The sequence below is a fragment of the Geobacillus genomosp. 3 genome, from assembly GCF_000445995.2.
Taxonomy (GTDB): Bacteria; Bacillota; Bacilli; order Bacillales; family Anoxybacillaceae; genus Geobacillus.
Map to the genome: position 1 here is coordinate 1781336 of NC_022080.4, position 17172 is coordinate 1798507.

Annotated in this window: 16 protein-coding genes; 4 read left to right on the plus strand and 12 right to left on the minus strand. The window is 54.8% G+C overall.

All coding sequences use genetic code 11. The features are described from left to right. Nucleotides 1-88 precede the first annotated feature (88 nt). Nucleotides 89-1048: a bile acid:sodium symporter family protein gene (locus M493_RS08870; protein WP_020959982.1), complete on the plus strand. Its 960-nt coding sequence runs from the start codon at nucleotides 89-91 to the stop codon at nucleotides 1046-1048. Nucleotides 1049-1132: 84 nt separating this feature from the next. Here the strand turns inward: M493_RS08870 and M493_RS17690 are convergent, their stop codons facing one another. From M493_RS17690 to M493_RS08900, 7 genes are all read right to left on the minus strand, one after another. Further along, nucleotides 1133-1300 carry a FeoB-associated Cys-rich membrane protein gene (locus M493_RS17690; RefSeq protein WP_020959983.1) on the minus strand — a complete coding sequence of 56 codons (168 nt, stop codon included), beginning with the start codon at nucleotides 1298-1300 and terminating at the stop codon, nucleotides 1133-1135. Nucleotides 1301-1317: 17 nt separating this feature from the next. After that, nucleotides 1318-3312, minus strand: coding sequence for a ferrous iron transport protein B (gene feoB / locus M493_RS08875; RefSeq protein ID WP_020959984.1), 1995 nt, complete (start codon nucleotides 3310-3312; stop codon nucleotides 1318-1320). Next, the gene (locus M493_RS08880) at nucleotides 3313-3534 is read right to left on the minus strand and encodes a FeoA family protein (RefSeq protein ID WP_020959985.1); all 222 of its coding nucleotides are present in this window, start codon (nucleotides 3532-3534) and stop codon (nucleotides 3313-3315) included. A 277-nt stretch (nucleotides 3535-3811) separates the two neighbouring features. Then, the gene (locus M493_RS08885; protein ID WP_020959986.1) at nucleotides 3812-4738 is read right to left on the minus strand and encodes an endonuclease I family protein; all 927 of its coding nucleotides are present in this window, start codon (nucleotides 4736-4738) and stop codon (nucleotides 3812-3814) included. A 76-nt stretch (nucleotides 4739-4814) separates the two neighbouring features. After that, on the minus strand, nucleotides 4815-6320 hold the full coding sequence (locus M493_RS08890) for a Na+/H+ antiporter NhaC family protein (RefSeq protein WP_020959987.1): 1506 nt from the start codon (nucleotides 6318-6320) through the stop codon (nucleotides 4815-4817). Nucleotides 6321-6487: 167 nt separating this feature from the next. Further along, nucleotides 6488-7342, minus strand: coding sequence for a metallophosphoesterase (locus M493_RS08895; protein WP_020959988.1), 855 nt, complete (start codon nucleotides 7340-7342; stop codon nucleotides 6488-6490). Between the two features lie 60 nt (nucleotides 7343-7402). Then, entirely contained in the window at nucleotides 7403-7978 is a 576-nt protein-coding gene (locus tag M493_RS08900) for a YkoP family protein (RefSeq protein ID WP_041267914.1), read from the minus strand. Nucleotides 7979-8200: 222 nt separating this feature from the next. Here M493_RS08900 and M493_RS08905 point away from each other — a divergent pair, with 222 nt between their 5' ends. Beyond that, entirely contained in the window at nucleotides 8201-9325 is a 1125-nt protein-coding gene (locus tag M493_RS08905) for an MGDG synthase family glycosyltransferase (protein ID WP_020959990.1), read from the plus strand. A 135-nt stretch (nucleotides 9326-9460) separates the two neighbouring features. On the opposite strand, the gene M493_RS08910 is transcribed toward M493_RS08905, so the two are convergent. Beyond that, nucleotides 9461-9766, minus strand: a complete 306-nt coding sequence (locus M493_RS08910; protein WP_020959991.1) for a MerR family transcriptional regulator — start codon at nucleotides 9764-9766, stop codon at nucleotides 9461-9463. A gap of 180 nt (nucleotides 9767-9946) precedes the next feature. On the opposite strand from M493_RS08910, the gene M493_RS08915 reads away from it, so the two are divergent. Then, nucleotides 9947-10162, plus strand: a complete 216-nt coding sequence (locus tag M493_RS08915) for a Fur-regulated basic protein FbpA (protein WP_020959992.1) — start codon at nucleotides 9947-9949, stop codon at nucleotides 10160-10162. Then, nucleotides 10122-10256 carry a hypothetical protein gene (locus M493_RS18975; RefSeq protein ID WP_020959993.1) on the plus strand — a complete coding sequence of 45 codons (135 nt, stop codon included), beginning with the start codon at nucleotides 10122-10124 and terminating at the stop codon, nucleotides 10254-10256. The genes M493_RS08915 and M493_RS18975 overlap by 41 nt, the downstream gene beginning before the upstream one ends. A gap of 142 nt (nucleotides 10257-10398) precedes the next feature. Here the strand turns inward: M493_RS18975 and M493_RS08920 are convergent, their stop codons facing one another. The 4 genes from M493_RS08920 to nirB all read right to left on the minus strand — a co-directional run bounded on the left by M493_RS08920 (nucleotide 10399) and on the right by nirB (nucleotide 16909). Then, on the minus strand, nucleotides 10399-11610 hold the full coding sequence (locus M493_RS08920) for a nitrate/nitrite transporter (RefSeq protein WP_020959994.1): 1212 nt from the start codon (nucleotides 11608-11610) through the stop codon (nucleotides 10399-10401). A gap of 272 nt (nucleotides 11611-11882) precedes the next feature. Beyond that, entirely contained in the window at nucleotides 11883-14030 is a 2148-nt protein-coding gene (nasC, locus tag M493_RS08925; RefSeq protein ID WP_020959995.1) for an assimilatory nitrate reductase catalytic subunit NasC, read from the minus strand. A gap of 11 nt (nucleotides 14031-14041) precedes the next feature. After that, nucleotides 14042-14347, minus strand: coding sequence for a nitrite reductase small subunit NirD (gene nirD / locus M493_RS08930; RefSeq protein ID WP_020959996.1), 306 nt, complete (start codon nucleotides 14345-14347; stop codon nucleotides 14042-14044). A gap of 135 nt (nucleotides 14348-14482) precedes the next feature. Next, entirely contained in the window at nucleotides 14483-16909 is a 2427-nt protein-coding gene (gene nirB, locus M493_RS08935; RefSeq protein ID WP_020959997.1) for a nitrite reductase large subunit NirB, read from the minus strand. Nucleotides 16910-17172: the final 263 nt, after the last annotated feature.

Sequence of the window (17172 nt, forward strand, 5' to 3'; positions counted from 1 at the left end):
TTTCTCTCAATTAGAAGTTGAAGTTTTCTAAAAAATGTATATAATTTGGGATATATCTTTCACTCTACCACCAAGGAGGTTGTGCATCGTGAATGCAGTCGCCAAACTCAGCAATTTTGTCGGCAACACGTTCGCCATCTGGGTGCTTCTATTCGGGGCGCTCGCCTTTTTCGTTCCCAGCGCGTTTACATGGATCGCACCGTATATCGTGCCGCTGTTGGGCATCGTCATGTTTGGGATGGGGCTGACGCTGTCGGCGAACGACTTCAAAGAAGTGTTCAAACGTCCGCTTGACGTACTAATTGGTGTTATCGCCCAATTTTTGATTATGCCGCTTGTCGCCTTTTTGCTTGCCTATTTCTTGCCTGTTTCACGCGAAGTGGCGCTCGGCATCATTTTAGTCGGCTGCTGTCCGGGCGGAACGGCATCGAATGTGATGACGTATTTGGCGAAAGGGGACACGGCGCTGTCGGTGGCCGTCACCTCGGTTTCAACGATTTTGGCGCCGATTTTGACGCCTTCGCTCATCTTGCTTTTAGCCGGAAAATGGCTGTCCGTATCCGCCGCCGCCTTGTTTTGGTCGATTGTCAAAGTTGTGCTTATTCCGATTATATTAGGGCTCATCGCGCAGGCGCTGTTCCAAAAGCAGGTGAAAGCGTGCATCCCGGCGCTGCCGCTCGTTTCTGTCGTTGCCATTGTAGCCATCGTCGCTGCCGTTGTCGGGCAAAACCAAGCGGCCATTGCCAAAAGTGGGCTTCTCATTTTTCTCATTGTTGTCGTTCATAACGGATTAGGGCTGCTGCTTGGGTATTGGTTTGCCAAATTGCTCCGGATGTCGCCGCCGAAGCAAAAAGCCATCTCGATCGAAGTCGGCATGCAAAATTCCGGCCTCGGCGCCGCGCTGGCAACCGCCCATTTCTCGCCGCTCGCCGCCGTTCCGAGCGCCATTTTCAGCGTCTGGCACAACATTTCCGGCCCGATTGTCGCCACGTACTTCCGCAAACAGGCTGACCGTGAAGCGGCAGACGAAAAGATAATACCCGCCTAATGGAAACGCCGCCTCCCAAAACCATAAACGGCATTCGGGAGACGGCGTTGTTTGTTGCTTATCTTGTCGGCGCAATGTACGGTTCTATGGGCGCTGGGAAGAAGTCATCGTCTCGCTTCCGCACGCTCCTTGGCAGCGGTCAGCCGCATGGCATGACGCGCACGCCCCTTTGGCGCTTTTTTTCACATGCCGGACAAGCGCCCAGCCGGCGTAAGCGAAAATGGCTCCGCCGATTACGACATTCGCGATCATCGCTCATCCCCCTTTTCTTATTGATAGCCGAGCAGACGCCCGAGCTGGTAGACAGCCAACGAAATGATATACGCCACCGCCAATGCGCAGCCGACAGACAGCAACGTCCATTTTCTTGATCCCGTTTCTTTCCGGATCGTCGCCACCGTCGCTAGGCATGGCGTATATAACAGCACAAACACCATGAAGCTGAACGCCGACAACGGCGTGAACTGGGCGGCGATCACTTCCTTCAGCCCGCTTGCTTCATGAACGTGATAAATAATATTCATCGTCGACACCACAACTTCTTTTGCCAAAAAGCCGGTGATTAAGGCAGCGCCGGCCTGCCAGGCGCCAAACCCGAGCGGCGACAACAGCGGGGCGACAACGCCGCCGAGGGCGGCAAGCAAACTGTCGTCCATCGCAACGCCGACTCCGTGCGGGCCGACATACGTCAGCAGCCAAATGGCGACCGAACCGCCGAAAATAAACGTCCCTGCCTTGCGGATGAACCCTTTTCCTTTCTCCCATGTGCTGCGCCATAACGTCAGCGCCTGCGGCACGCGGTATGGCGGCAGTTCGATCACAAACAGCGAGCTTTCATTTTTCAATACCGTCGATGAAAACAGCTTCGCGAGCCCGAGCGCCACGACGATGCCGAGCACATAAAGCGAAAACACGACCAACGCCTGATCGCGAACGAAAAACGTGCCGGCAAACAAGGCGTACACCGGCAGGCGAGCCGAACACGACATAAACGGCAACACCAATATTGTCATGAGCCGCTCTTTCGGCTGCTCAATCGTCCGCGCTGCCATCACTCCGGGAACGTTGCAGCCAAACCCGATGATCATCGGGATGAACGCTTTTCCGTTTAGCCCGATCGCTTCCATCACCCGGTCCATGACCATCGCGACACGCGCCATATATCCGGAATCTTCAAGCAGCGAAATAAAAAAGAACAAAATGAAAATTTGCGGCACAAATACAAGCACGCCGCCGACTCCGGCCACGATGCCGTCCAAGACGAGCGCCTCGACAAACGGCGACGCCCCCGCCCAGTCGAGAAAACGGGACAACCCATCCGCAAGCGGGCCGGAGAAAAAAGCGTCAAGCTGATCGGCAAGCGGCGTCCCCAGCCAGTTAAACGTCAGCATAAACACGATGTACATCAACGCCAAAAAAATCGGCAAGCCGATATAACGGTTCGTCACGATGGCATCGATTTTCTCCGTCCATGTCAACGGCTTATGTTTGAACTCAATGGCCGAAGCGGCGATCACCTCAGCGATCCAACGGTCGCGCGCCTCATAAATCTGCTTGGCGAGCGCGCCGCCAAGCGCCCGCTCCGTCTCCGCGCGAATCGCCGCGAGCGGCGAAAGGTCCATGCGATTATGCAAATACGCAGCCATGCGTTCATTTCCTTCAAGGAACTGCAGCGCCACCCACCGTTTGTCCCCCGGCACATCATCCGGCAGCTGTTCCGCGATGCGGCAGATGGCGTTCTCCACCTCGATGCCGTAGTCAATCATCACCGAAGGGCGAGAGCTGTCTTTGGCCGCCAAAACAGCGCGGACTAATTCATTCGTTCCTTTTCCGGTCCGGGCGATGACAGGGACGACCGGGACGCCAAGATCGTTCGACAGCTTCGCCGCGTCCACTTTCACCCCTCGCTTTTCCGCCACATCGACCATGTTTAACGCGATGACGAGCGGGCGGCCAAATTCCAGCAGCTGAACGGTTAAATGCAAATTGCGATGCAGTTGGGACGCATCAATGATATTGACGATCGCCGAGCACGATTCCGTCAACAAAAAGTCCGTCGCCACTCCTTCGTCGCGCGACAGCGGGTGAAGCGAATAAATGCCGGGCAAATCAACAAGCGGCACGCCGTGCTGGCGAAGCACCCCCACCTTTTTCTCGACCGTCACGCCGCTCCAGTTGCCGACGTATTCATAAGAACCGGTTAAGCAGTTAAACAGCGACGTTTTGCCGGTGTTCGGGTTGCCCAATAAGGCGATGTAAGACATTTAGCCCACCTCGATCGACGACGCCTCTTTGCGCCGCAAGCCGATCGCCTGTCCGTCGACTTCGATCATCACCGGTCCGCCGAACGGCATCGCGGTTTTCAGCCGCACCGTTTTTCCTTCTTTCACCCCGAGGTGAAGAAGACGCTGCTTCACCGCTTCATGTTCAATCGCCAACCGGACAACGACCGCTGTTTCCCCTTTATGCAAATCGGTCAGCACCATCATGTGTCCCCTCCCGTTTACCGCCATGCTAGCAGAACAATAATGATTCTTTTTCTCAATTCCTGCTTCTAGCATAGCATATCGAACGAAAGAGGGAGTGATTTTTTTCACCATCTGGCCCCATTGTCACGATTTTTTCACAATTTTCCAGAACAGCAAAAAAGCTGTCTCCAAAGAGGATTACTCGCTTTCGGAGGCAGCTTTTTTATCATCATCACTTCGAAGGAACGTACCCCCATCATCCCTGTTTTTCAAACGAACGTCCTCCGCCTTCTCTTCACAACGCTCCATCAAACGGAAACACGATCCGCCTGGCAAGTTGTGGGAAATCAATGAACGGATTGCGGTTGCCTTGGATGAAGAAAATCGCACTGTTGCGATGATGTTCATACACCGTCGGCGGAAATTGCTCGTGCCAACGGACAAGAAGCGGGATATCGATTTTGCGCCGGAATGATTTCGCGATCGCTTTCGGATAGCGAAGCAAAAAGTACAACATCGCCCTTGCCGCCGTCCCTTTGCCGTATTCCGGCTCGAAATAGCCGTTATGGGCGACCCCACACCGATTTTGAACTTGCTCACCCGGCTCTTCCGGATTGTAAAAGGGGAAGTCGGCGTACGGGAAATTCGAGCGAAGCGTATTGCACTCCGGTTGGCAGACGAACAAATGATGCAAGTCGCCTTTCATCGGTTCACGGGCGCCAAACCATGACTGTGGGACAACATGTTCGGCGTTGAACTTCCATTGTTGTTCGATCGTTTTCACCCGCTCACGCACCTCGCCCGACACTTGTTTGGCTTTTTTCAGCAGCCGGCGGAATTCGTCATACCGCCGCTTCATAGTTTCCACGTCTTGGACGATTAACGTTTTCGGATCTTTCCGCTCGCCCGAATACAAACTGCGCACCGTCCCGTCCGGCTGCAAGTCAACCCATGTATACAAATATTCGTCCTTGCTGAAAAAATACGGCAGCCGCCGCTTATGGGTGCGCGCCACCAACTCGTGGTAGCGGACAAATAGCGCTAACCCATCTTCCGCCAGCGGCAGATGACGGTAATATCGTTCACGCGCCTGCTCATCTTCAGCCGCCTGGTAATACGCACCTTCAGCGGCGAGCCGTTCGTTCAGCTGCTCGAGCTGTGCGGTGGCATCGTCTGTTCGCCATTGGCCGAGCTCCTCAAACTGCCGTTCCGCCTCTCCCATCGTCGTTCCCTTCTTTCTTTTTTCTTTTAGTTTTCTTTTAGTGTATCATGGAAGGCGAAAGAGGGCGACCGCATCGTTAATGCAAAAGAAACGACGTCGCGCCGAACAAAACAGCGGCAATGCCGGCGGCGATCAAGGACGGAATCAACTTCGTGCGCGCGTATTCCATCACGGGCAGATCCAAAATGGTGCACAGCGTGACCGTATTGTCGCTAAGCGGCGACGCGAACGCCCCGAACGTCCCGCTCGCAAACACCGCGCCGATGACCGGCAAAATGTTCGCTCCTGACTCGCTCGCGAGCGTCACACCAAGCGGCATGAGCATCCCCCACGTTCCCCATGACGAACCGATGAAATAAGAAATTACAGCACCAAGCAAAAACAAAATCGGAGCGACAAAAAACGGCGGAATCCACCCTTGCACATGGCTTGTAATGTATTGGGAAAACCCTAAATCTTCCGCCGCCGCCGACAGCGCCCAAATGAGCGCCAACATGACAATGACCGACATCAGCTCATTGCCGCCTTTCACAAAATGGGTCAACAAATCATTCAATTTAAATCGTTGCCAAAGGAAAAAGGCGACAGCGATGATCACAGTAAACAGCAGCGCCTCCAACATCGCTCCGAGCGCATCGCTTTGCAAAAAAGCATCCCAAAACGTCCGCGCCCCGCGATGGCCGTCCCACCAGCTTAAAAACAACGTCAAAACAAGAACGACCGAAAGCGGAACGATCAAATTCCACGGTTTCACCGGCGTTTCTTTCTGATAGGCGCGCGGGCATGTTTGCATCGCGTTCCCTTCTTCCCCTTGCGCTTCGTTCGGCTCGCTGCCATCGGGCCGCTGCTCTTCCGCCATTTCAAACGCCAATCGCTCGTTCCAACGCCGAATCGGTTTCATTCCTTGCGCTTCGCTCACCGCCGCCCGCTTTCGGCGCGAATAAACGAAAAAACTATAGTAGAGCCCGACAGCGATAATCGCGTACGAGAAAAAGTTAAACGGAATGCTTCGGACATACACGACGTACGGCTCCGCGCCGATGCCGGCCGTATCAAGCGCCTTGTCGATAACCGACACCATATAGCCGACAAAGGCAGTAGCGATCGGAATCAAGGCAACGACCGGGTTGGAAGTCACCTCGATGGCAAACCCGATTTGCTGGGACGACAGCCCGAGCCGTTTGCGCAGCGCCTTCATGATCGGCGCGACAGTGACGATGCGAAAATCAGGGTCGCTGAATGTCACCATCGTTGAAATCCACGTCAGCAGCATGGCGGTTTTCGCCGACTTCACTTTTTTGCTGACGAGATGGACGAACCCTTTGATTCCGCCGGTGTATTTGATCATGCTGACAAGGCCGGCGAACACGTACAAGAAGATGATAATGCGGATGTTGTTCGTCTGCATTAAGTTGTCCACAACGTAATGAAGCATCGTTCGCAATCCGCCGAGCAAAGACGGCGTCATCAAATAGCTGCCGACCAAAAGTCCGACAAACAGCCCCGGGATCACTTGCCGCGTCCAAATTGAAATCGGGATGACTACTAAAAATGGCAACAGCGCCTTCCACGATGGTTCCATTGACAATTCGCCTCTTTCTTTAAAATTATGGCAGCTGTTCCCCTTTTCTATGCAAGGTGTCACCCCTTTTCCTGCTCTTGGCATAAGGCCAAAACAAAGAAGCGATCTTGTGCACCGCACGCATTCGAAACCGCTCTCAAAAAAGTTCAAAAATAAAAAGCTGCCTCTTAGACAGCTTTGACTGTTTCGCTTTGCGTTACAGACGGCAGCGACAACAAGTGGAGCGTCACTTCCGGCTTCGAGCCGATTCGGATGTTCACCCCGGTTTGCCCGAGCCCTTCGTTAATGTAAAACGGTTTCCCGTCCCATTCGTGATAGCCTTTAATCATGTTCCGCTCGGTGAGTGTTTTGCTCATTTTCGCCAAATGATACGGCTTCGGCCAATGAATTTGTCCGCCGTGGAAGTGGCCGGACAACAAGTAGTCAAAATGGTAGTGTTTCATATGCGGCACAATATCCGGGTCGTGCGTCAACACGAGATTGAGGCCGTCTTTAACGCCCGCATACGCCTTTTCGATATCGCTGCGCCCTGTGTAAAAGTCATCGATGCCGATTACATTAACCGTTTGGCCGTTGACCGTAATCGTCTTCGTCTCGTTTTGCAAGACGACACAGCCATGTGCCTCCAGCGTCGCTTTTAGGCGCTCGAGCGGCTCGCCTTGCAGCACGTAGTCATGATTGCCAAACACCGCATACATTCCGTATGCCGGGTTGAGTTTTTGCAACGCCGTCAAATACGGACCGAGTTTGGCAATACTCTCCTCGCGGTCCAAAAAATCACCCGTCAAGGCGATCAAATCGATCGGCTCCCCTTTTAGCTTTTCATACACATCGTCCGGGGAAATGGACAACTTTTCCAAATGAAGATCAGACAGCTGCAAAATGCGGATGGCACCGATCCCATCCTCCGAGCTGCCGACCTGAACTTTATGCAAAACCGCTTCATACGTGTTGCGGTGTGCTTTTCGCAGACCGAAAGCTAACAACAAAAAGAATGATAGAATGATGAAAACAAACGTCATTGTCTTCTCTCCTCCCTCCATCACCATTATAGTAAAAAGGAGGAGAGAAGAAAGAGGGAGTTAGTGGATGAGATGGTAACCGTACAATGAAAACAATTTTTCCTTCGACATCAACAAATATTTCGGCGGACGGCTAAACGGTGACACGCAAGACTTTGCCACCGCCATGAGCGGCAGCAGCGAGGCTGTTTTGAACCAACGATATAGCGGATTGGAAATATCTACTATTTCAAATCCGAGCCGCTCACAGCCTTTGTTCAACATCGTAATGCCAATAATTCCTTTCATGCGCGCCGATTGTTCATGATGATAAAGATGGTAAGCGACATACGGCAGCCCGGTTTTCACTTGTTCAAAAATATACCGTCCTTTTTTAATGTCGCTCTTGTAATGAAGCAATTCCCGAACGAGGCGGACGTTGTGGAGATGAATTTTCAACAGCCAGTCGTTCGCTTCAATCATCGTTCCATCCGAAAGCCGAATGGTTTCTCCTTTATACTGAAGCGGACGAACACGAAAAATCGACCGGCGCCCGTCCGCCTCCTCGCCGGCATATTCCAGCCGCGAACAAGCGTAATAAATAGGATCGACAGCCCCCCACATCGCCAACAAACATTGTACCGCTTTCTCTTTCATCGTTTTTGGCAAGAGGCCCCCACTTCAACAGCCAAAGGGAATATGAGCGGGGGAGGAATCGCCTTCCCTCCTTTCTTTTCGTTAGTGCTATGCATTTACATTGTGAGACATTCGCCGGCGCATTATAAATGAGGAAAAAAGGAGGACCGCGCCGCCGCATAACCGACCGCAGGCCGCACATACTGAAATCGAACTCCAAATTTGGCCTAGGTTGTGATCGTCATGAAAACCGTGCTTTTTCTCCCGCTTCTTCAGCTTCCGTCCGGCCACCATCGGGCCGCTGAGGCGCTGGCGGAAGGGCTGCGGTCGATCGACCGCGCCGTGGCGTGCGAAAAAATCGAATTGCTTTCCTCGCGGCTCGGCGCCAAGGAACAGTGGGTGTCCCGCCTTTATTTGCGCTGCATTCGCCACGTGCCGCGGGCGTATAGCGTCCTGTATCACCGCTCCGTTTTGCGTCCAAGCCCAAAACCGCCGGCCTTCCCGCCTTACGAGTGGCTGTTTGCCGATCATCTGAAGCAGCTCATCCGCCGCCTTAAGCCGGCGCTCATCGTTTGTACACATGCGTTTCCATCGTATTTGCTCGATCTTCTGAAGCAGCGCGGAGACATCGACGTTCCGGTCGTCAACGTGTATACGGATTATGTTGTCCATAACTTATGGGGGAAAACCGCCATCGACGTTCATTTTGTCGGCCATCCGGCCATGAAGGCAGCCCTCGAGGAAAAAGGGGTTGCCGGCGAGCGAATCGCCGTCACCGGCATTCCCGTTCATCCGGCATTTGTCGCCCATCCATCGGCGCCGCCGGCTGCGCGCTCCCGGCCTGTCGGACTCATTAGCGGCGGCAGCCTGGGCCTTGGTGATTGGGAACGGCTCTTAAGCAAAATCGCGCCGGATGATCCGATCGACTATTATGTGTTATGCGGCACAAACAGACAGCTGTATGAGCGGTTAAAGAGGAAAAACCATCCGCGCCTTCTCCCGCTCCGTTATATTTCATCGCCCGCGGCAATGAGCCATCTTTATGACGAAGTCGATTTTGTGCTCACAAAACCGGGCGGCGTCACCTTAAGCGAATGCCTGCGCAAGCGAAAGCCGGCGTTCATTTATGCCATGCTGCCGGGGCAAGAGGAAATGAACTTCCGCCTTTTGCGCGCCGACGGGCTCGTTTTCGATTTTCGCCATTGGCGGTCGCTGCCGTCGCTGTCAGAATCCATTTTCTCCATCCTCCGTTCACCGGAGCTTGCCCGCTGCCTCGCCAAGATGGACGAATACCACCGCGCCCTTTCGCTCGCCGACCCGGCGCTTGCCCTGTACGAGCAGTTTTTAGCGGCCGTGCCGGTTCGTTGAGCGCCGGGGCAGCTTTTTAATTGAGGCGGCCGGTGGTTGGACGAAACATGTCGTTCAACATAGTCGTTCCAGTCATTGTGAAAAGATTGTACACTTCATCTTTGTCTCCACTTTCACCTATTAACATAATGTCTTTTAGGAACGCCTCCGAAAATGGGCGTTCATTTGCCCTTTTAACATCCGCTCGCGCAGCTCTTTTGTCATCTCTTGGCGGATTTCCCACGTCGATACCCCTTCCTCGCGCTGATTGGCGATTTTCATCAACTGCTCCACATCGGCGAACGAATATTTGCGAATGCCTTTCGAACGGTCAGGGAACACGAGCTTCCGTTCCTCGTAATAGCGGATTTGCCGCTGCGACAGCCCGGTCAGTTCGCTGACAACTCCGATCGAAATGACCTTTTTATGTTTATACTGATCTTCTGGCGGATGAGCAGTCATGCTCCTCACCTCCACACGTTATATTTTCTAACGTAATTATACAAAAAATCATGATATCCCGCTAATTTTTGTAAACAAAATTAACACACTTTTAAAATTTCCTGTAAACGCGCTTAACACATTTACTGTACACTGAAGGAAAAGGTGGTATCGTAGAGGAAAAAACAGGGAGGGAATCGAATGGGAACATGGATGCGAAATGCTGTACGGAAGAAAAAGCAATTTTACATCGAGCGTCTCGTGCAGTCCGGCCTCGCCGCCAACCGCGAGCAACTCGAAGGATGGACGATGGCCGAATTGCGCCGCGAATATGAGCAGTTCCATCCCGCCCGCACGACGGAAGGAGGGTCCCGATATGGACAAACAAGCGCTCGAACTGGCGAAACGCATCATTGAACTCGATCTTGAACGCGACGCTATGTTCGAACAACTGATTGCGCTCGTCGGCAACCGAGCGGACGAACTGCTTCGTTTTTTGCAAAATCGGTGATAAAGATTGGAAATTTAATACAATACGCAGTTAGGCAAGAACATCTCTCCAATCAAGAAACTCCATTTAACGGATTTCCGAAAGAAGTCGCAGCAGTCGCAAGGAAAGAGGGTGTCCTCCCGTTACGGGTGGACACCCTTTTTCATCCGGACTGTTCCGCCGCCTGCTGCTCACGGCGGACCGCAGACGCCGCCCGCATGTGCAAACGATGCGATGTCAACGCGGCGGCGCCAACGATGAGTGCGCACAGCCAAAATCCATACGCCGAAGAGCCGGTCCACTGCTTCATCATCCCGAGCACGTTCGGAAGCAAAAACCCGCCCAACCCGCCGGCCGCCCCGACGATGCCCGTCAACAAGCCGACCTCTTTCGGAAACCATGTTGGAACAACTTGAAACAACGCGCCATTTGCCGCGCCAAAACAAAGGAAGAGAACAAGCATCAAGCCAAACACGACAAAAAGAGGAGGCAGTGCGCCGATGCAAACGAGCAAAACCGCACCAGCAACAAACAACAAGGAAAGAAGCCGCATCCCCCCGATCCGGTCAGCGATATAGCCACCGATCGGGCGGATGAAACTGCCCGCGAACACAACGGCGGTGACGAAATCGCCGGCTGTCACTTTGCTCACTTCGTATTCATCAAAGAAGAAAATGCCAAGGTAGCCCGTCAGTCCGACAAATCCGCCGAATGACAAGCTGTAGAAGAAACAAAACAACCATGCCTCCTTCCGACGGAGGACGGCCCGGTATTCACGCAACGAAACAGGCTTCACCGCTGTCGGGCATTCCCGCGCCAGCCAGGCAAACAGAAGAAAGACAACCATAAGCGGTACGAGCGCCAACCCGAACACCGCGTTCCAACCATATATCTCCGCCAGGCGCGGGCCAAACAGCGTCGCCAGCACCGTGCCGCTGTTGCCGGCCCCCGCGATCCCCATGGCGAGCCCTTGATATTCTTTCGGATACCAGCGGCTCGCGAGCGGCAGCGCAACCGCAAAGCTCGCCCCGCCCACTCCCAGTAAAAATCCAAGCGCATACACATCGGACATCTGGTCAGCGAACCGCCACCCCCATACAAGCGGCGCCGCCGTCACCGCCATGCCGAGCAGGCCGGCCCGCTTCCCGCCCCAGCGGTCGGCAAGCAGCCCCATCGGAACGCGAAGCAGCGCCCCGCCGAGCACCGGAATGGCGACCATCATCCCTTTTTCCGCCGGTGTGAGCGCAAACGACTCGGCGACAAATACACCAAGCGCGCCAAGCAAGTTCCAAATCATAAAGCTGATATCAAAGTACAAAAACGACGACAAAAGCGTCGGCGCATGCCCCACACGCCAAAACGATTTCTTCCTCATCTTCCCCCGATTCCCCCTTGGCATGGAAGTTCCCTTTATGCTACAATGGAAATGAAAGCGATTTCTCCACCTACTTCCCGCCGTATTGCCGGGAAGTTTTTTCTTATGCCGCTTTCCGTCCACGGACCCCGATGAACATCATTTCCCGCATGGCTGCGGAGATAGAAAGCTTTTTTCCGTGAACACGCATGCGCCTTGAGCAGTCATTTTCATCCCCGGGTGGAGGGCAAAACGCTGCCCATGGAACTTTTCTGTGAAAGGAGCCGCACATGTCAATTTCTCCCCAAATCGACCACCGGCCGCACCCGAGCCGCACACCGCTTAAACGCCGGCATTCCGCAATGCGGATCCAGCTCATCGGATGTGACGTTGTTAATTTGTTGCAGGCCGCTCCAATGGAACGGGACAAAAATCGTATCCTCGCGAATTTGGTCGTTATAGCAGCTGCGAACGACCGCCGTCCCCCGCCGCGTTTCAACGCGCACAAGCATCCCTGGGCCGATCCCGTACCGCTTCGCCGTCCTCGGGTGGATCTCAACGATCGCCTCCGGCTGCCGCGCCGCCAGCGCCGGACTGCGCCGCGTCTGCGTTCCGCTCAAATAATGAGCGAGCACCCGCCCTGTCGTTAAGTAAAGCGGATACCATTCATCCGTCTCCTCTTTGTCTGGCTGAAACGGCAAAACCGCAAACCGCGCCTTCCCATCCGAATGGGCGAATCGGTCCGTAAATAACCTTGGGGTGCCGGGGTGCGAGACGTCTGGACACGGCCAGTAGAGGCGTTCGCGGCGCAGACGCTTATACGTCACGCCAGAATAGTCCGCTTTGCCGCCGCGGCTCGCCAACCGCAGTTCATTGAAAATCTCCTCGGCTGACGTGAACGGAAAGAAGCGGCCCTTGCCAAGCTTGCGGGCGATCTCACACAAAATTTCCCAATCATGCTTCACCTCCCCCGGACATTTCCGCGCCGCCGGCCGAAAACAGACCCGCCCTTCGACGTTTGTCACCGTGCCTTCATCTTCCAAATACGACGAAACAGGCAAGACGAGATCGGCCAGCTCGGCTGTTTCTGATACAAACATATCTGCCACGACAAGAAACTTCAGCTTCTGGAGCGCTCTGGCGGCAAACGCGGCGTTGGGACTCGAGACGACAGGATTCGATCCCATGACAAACAGCCCGGTAATCTCGCCGGCATCGATTTTTTGCATCATTTCATATGCTGACACTCCCTTTCCCGGCAGCTCATCCGGCGCAACGCCCCATACGCTCGCCACATACCGGCGGTGTTCCGGATGCTCAATGCTTCGGTAGCCCGGGAGCTGATCGGCTTTTTGTCCATGCTCGCGTCCGCCTTGCCCATTCCCTTGCCCGGTGATCGACCCAAACCCCGAACCGGGCCGGCCGATTTTGCCCGTCGCCAACACGACATTGATCCACTGCCTGACCGCCGCATAGCCGTCCGCTTGCTGCTCCAGGCCGCGTGCAGTGAGCACGATCGCTTCCGTTGCCTCCCCATACTTTCGCGCCGCCAGGCGGATCGTCTCGGCCGGCACGTCGGTCACCCGGGCGATCTCGTCCATGTCCACCGCTTCCATGTGCTGTTTCCATTCGGCAAACCCAATCGTCCGCTCGCGCACGAACGCTTCATCGATATACCCTTCTTCGAGCAACGCTTTTCCGATGCCGACGGCCAACGCCGCATCCGTTCCCGGTTTGAGCGGCAGATGCAGATCGGCCAACGCCGCCGTTTTCGTTTCGCGCGGATCGATCACAATCATAAAAGCCCCGTTTTTCTTCGCCTCGTAAACATACGGCATCAACGTCGGCTGGCATTCGGCGATATTGGTCCCAGCCAAAATGATCGTCTGAGCGAGCGGAATATCCGAGAGCGGATTCGTCAACCCGCGGTCAAGGCCGAACGCGTCGTTCATCGCGGCCGCGGCCGCCGACATGCAAAAGCGGCCGTTGTAGTCGATGTGCCGCGTCTTAAGCGCCACGCGGGCGAATTTGCCAAGCAAATACGCTTCCTCGTTCGTCAAGGAGCCGCCGCCGTAAACGGCAAACGCATCGATTCCCTTTTCCTGTTGAATGGAATGGATCTGTTCGGCAATGAGCGAAAGCGCGTCTTCCCAGCTGACCCGCACAAACCGGCCGCCCACTTTGGCAAGCGGAACCAACAGCCGCTCGGGATGCAAAGCGTGCTGGTGAGCGTTTATCCCCTTTAAACAAAGGCGGCTGTTGGACGTCGGGTTGTCGGTCGGAATCGCCTTGCAGCGGCGCCGTTCCACAATCCGCTCTTCCACCAGCTGAAGCGTGCACTGTACGCTGCAAAACGGACATTGCGTCGCGGCGGCCGTCTCCGACGCCCACTCTTTCTCCTTGGCCCGAAAGTAGCGCAACAACTCATCCGTCATCATCATTCACCCGCTTCTTACAGCTCAACATAGACCGAGCCGTCCTCCACCGCCACGCGGTACGTTTTGACGCACCCTTCATCCGGCGCCTGCGCCCGGCCGTCTTTTAAGCAAATTTTCCAGTCGTGAAGCGGACAAAACACATACTCGCCGCTGACAATGCCTTGCGACAAATCACCACCTTTATGTGGACAGCGGTTTTCAACGGCATACACCCGGCCGTCGCCCGTCCGAAACAACGCAAGCTCGTGATTGCCGACGCGCACGCGCTTTCCAAGCCGTTTCGGCAGTTGATCGATTCGTCCGATTTCGACTTTTGCCATCGTTTTCTTCCTCCTTGACACCATCATAAAAGGCAGGCAAGGGCCGACAGCCTGTTCCACGCCGGCCGCATCGGCGATGCCGTTCACTGCTGGCAACGGTTCAACCTATGCTCCGCCCCTGCCGTTTCTTTCCCATCACTTCGCCGGCACCGGCTCTTTGTCGCCGATATCGCGGAACAACGTTTGTTGCAGTCTCTCGTTTTCGACGATTTCCCGCCACGGGTCTTTGGTCGCCGCAAGCGCTTTGTGAAGCCGTTCAAGCAGCGCGCGGCGCGTTTCCACGTCAAACAGCACTTCGCGGATATGCTCAAGCCCGACGCGTTCGACCCATTTGGACGTCCGTTCCAAATAATGCGCCGATTCGCGGTAATATTGCAAAAAAGCGCCGGTCATCTCGATCACTTCCTCTTCCGTCTTGACCGTGCAAAGCAAGTCGGCCGCACGCAAATGGGTGCCGCCGTTGCCGCCGACATAAATCTCCCAGCCGCCTTCGACACCGACAACCCCGACGTCTTTCATGCCCGATTCCGCGCAGTTGCGCGGGCAGGCGGACACAGCCATTTTCACTTTATGCGGCGTTTTCAGGCGCTCAAATGTTTGTTCCATCCGGATGCCAAGCGCGGTCGAATCTTGCGTGCCGAAACGGCAAAACTGTTTGCCGACGCACGTTTTCACCGTTCTGAGCGCCTTGGCGTAGGCGTAGCCGGACGGCATGCCGAGATCGGCCCAAATGCGCGGCAAATCTTCTTTTTTCACCCCAAGCAAGTCAATGCGCTGCCCGCCTGTGAGCTTGATCATCGGCACGTTGTATTTTTCGGCGACATCAGCGATGTTCCGCAGCTGCTCGGCCGTCGTCACCCCGCCGTACATGCGCGGCACAACGGAGTACGTGCCATCCGCCTGGATGTTGGCGTGCAGCCGCTCATTGACAAACAGCGATTCCGCTTCCTCTTCATATTCGCCCGGATACAACATACCCAAATAATAGTTGAGCGCCGGACGACACTTCGAACACCCTTCCTCGTTTTTCCATCCCAATACGCTCATGACTTCTTTGACCGTCATCAGCCGTTTTTCTTTAATGGCCTCGAGCACTTCCTCACGGCTTAAGTCCGTGCAGCCGCAAATCGTTTCCTTCACCGCATACCGATTCGCTTCTTCCCCGAGCATATGCTCGAGCAGCTCGGCGACAAGTCCTTTGCAGCCGCCGCACGAACGGGACGCGTTCGTATAGTCGCGCACCTCGGCGACCGTTTTCAGTCCATATTCGGCAATCGCTTGGCAAATCGCCCCTTTTGTCACCCCGTTGCAGCCGCAAACGACATCGGCATCGGCCATCGCCGCTACAAGGCTTCCTTTTCCTCCCGATGAAGCCGGCGCAAACAGCGACAGCGAGAGCGCTTCGAGCGAGTCGCCGCGCTCGATCATAGCCAGCAGTTTTCTTCCTTCCTTCGTATCGCCAAACAGCACTGCACCGACGATTTTCCCTTCGCGAACGACGACTTTCTTGTACACCGAGCGGGCTTCATCATACAACTTGATCGATTCCGTTCCCTCAACATCCATAAACTCACCGGCCGAAAACACATCGACGCCGGACACTTTCAGCTGGGTCGAGACAACCGACCCTTCATACGGCTTCCCTTTCCGGCCGCAAATCGCTTCTGCCAACACTTTCCCCTGCTCATAAAGCGGCGCGACGAGTCCGTACACAACCCCGCGATGTTCCGCGCATTCGCCGACCGCGTAAACGTGCGGCACGCTCGTTTCCAAGTAGTCATTGACAACGATCCCTCGATTCACCGCAATTCCGCTTCTCCGCGCTAAATCAACATTCGGACGAATGCCGACCGCCATCACCACCAAGTCGGCGGCGATTTCAGTTCCGTCTTTAAACCGAACCCCTTCCACGCGGCCGTCGCCGAACAGTTCGGCCGTCTCTTTCCGAAGCAAAAAGTTCATCCCTTGTTTCTCCAATTCCCGCTGCAGCAGCTTCGAAGCAGTCGGGTCCAGCTGACGCTCCATTAAATAGTCAAAAATGTGGATGACATCAACGTCCATCCCTAAGTTGAGCAGGCCGCGCGCCGCCTCTAAACCAAGCAAGCCGCCGCCGATGACCGCCGCTTTTTTGTACGCCTTCGCATATTCGATCATCCGCTCGCAATCTTGGATGTTGCGAAACGCCGTCACCCCGGGCAAATCCGCCCCCGGCACCGGCAAAATAAACGGGTTCGATCCAGTCGCCAAAATAAGTTCATCATATTCGACCACCCGCCCGCGGTCGGTCCGGACGACCCGCTCTTCGTGATCAATGTCCGTCACCGTTTCGCCGGCAAACAGCCGAATGCCGTTTTGTTCGTACCATTCCCAACTGTTCAAGGTCATCTCCTCAATGGACGTATCCCCTTGCAGCACCGTTGACAACAAAATCCGGTTATAGTTCGGGTGCGGCTCGCTGCCAAAAATCGTAATCTCAAACGCCTCGCGGTCAAGTTTTACGATCTCTTCGATGCAACGAACTCCCGCCATGCCGTTGCCGACTAACACGAGTTTTCGTTTCATGTCGCCATCCCTCCATCTTCGTCCAATCTCAAACCTTCCTGCGGTCAACGGCGCAGCCATAGCCGGACCGTCATCACCATCAACTCCCACAGCCCGACCGCTCTTGCTCGCATCACCTTCGCATTCCCCCTTTGCCTTGGTTGTGCCTATCATATCACGTCGAAAATGGAGCCTGCATTCGTTTTGTTAATTGATATAACACGGTTTTAACAAAAAATATGAGCAAACAAGCCAAAACGAGGAACATCATATGTATTTATGTA

Bases quoted from the DNA above. Each gene is read 5' to 3' on its own strand.
- nasC (WP_020959995.1), bottom strand. From the start codon at position 14,030: ATGATGATGACGGATGAGTTGTTGCGCTACTTTCGGGCCAAGGAGAAA.
- M493_RS08895 (WP_020959988.1), bottom strand. From the start codon at position 7,342: ATGACGTTTGTTTTCATCATTCTATCATTCTTTTTGTTGTTAGCTTTC.
- nirD (WP_020959996.1), bottom strand. From the start codon at position 14,347: ATGGCAAAAGTCGAAATCGGACGAATCGATCAACTGCCGAAACGGCTT.
- M493_RS08920 (WP_020959994.1), bottom strand. From the start codon at position 11,610: ATGAGGAAGAAATCGTTTTGGCGTGTGGGGCATGCGCCGACGCTTTTG.
- M493_RS08910 (WP_020959991.1), bottom strand. From the start codon at position 9,766: ATGACTGCTCATCCGCCAGAAGATCAGTATAAACATAAAAAGGTCATT.
- M493_RS08905 (WP_020959990.1), top strand. From the start codon at position 8,201: ATGAAAACCGTGCTTTTTCTCCCGCTTCTTCAGCTTCCGTCCGGCCAC.
- M493_RS08885 (WP_020959986.1), bottom strand. From the start codon at position 4,738: ATGGGAGAGGCGGAACGGCAGTTTGAGGAGCTCGGCCAATGGCGAACA.
- M493_RS17690 (WP_020959983.1), bottom strand. From the start codon at position 1,300: ATGATCGCGAATGTCGTAATCGGCGGAGCCATTTTCGCTTACGCCGGC.
- nirB (WP_020959997.1), bottom strand. From the start codon at position 16,909: ATGAAACGAAAACTCGTGTTAGTCGGCAACGGCATGGCGGGAGTTCGT.
- M493_RS08915 (WP_020959992.1), top strand. From the start codon at position 9,947: ATGGGAACATGGATGCGAAATGCTGTACGGAAGAAAAAGCAATTTTAC.
- M493_RS18975 (WP_020959993.1), top strand. From the start codon at position 10,122: ATGGACAAACAAGCGCTCGAACTGGCGAAACGCATCATTGAACTCGAT.
- M493_RS08880 (WP_020959985.1), bottom strand. From the start codon at position 3,534: ATGGTGCTGACCGATTTGCATAAAGGGGAAACAGCGGTCGTTGTCCGG.
- feoB (WP_020959984.1), bottom strand. From the start codon at position 3,312: ATGTCTTACATCGCCTTATTGGGCAACCCGAACACCGGCAAAACGTCG.
- M493_RS08900 (WP_041267914.1), bottom strand. From the start codon at position 7,978: ATGAAAGAGAAAGCGGTACAATGTTTGTTGGCGATGTGGGGGGCTGTC.
- M493_RS08890 (WP_020959987.1), bottom strand. From the start codon at position 6,320: ATGGAACCATCGTGGAAGGCGCTGTTGCCATTTTTAGTAGTCATCCCG.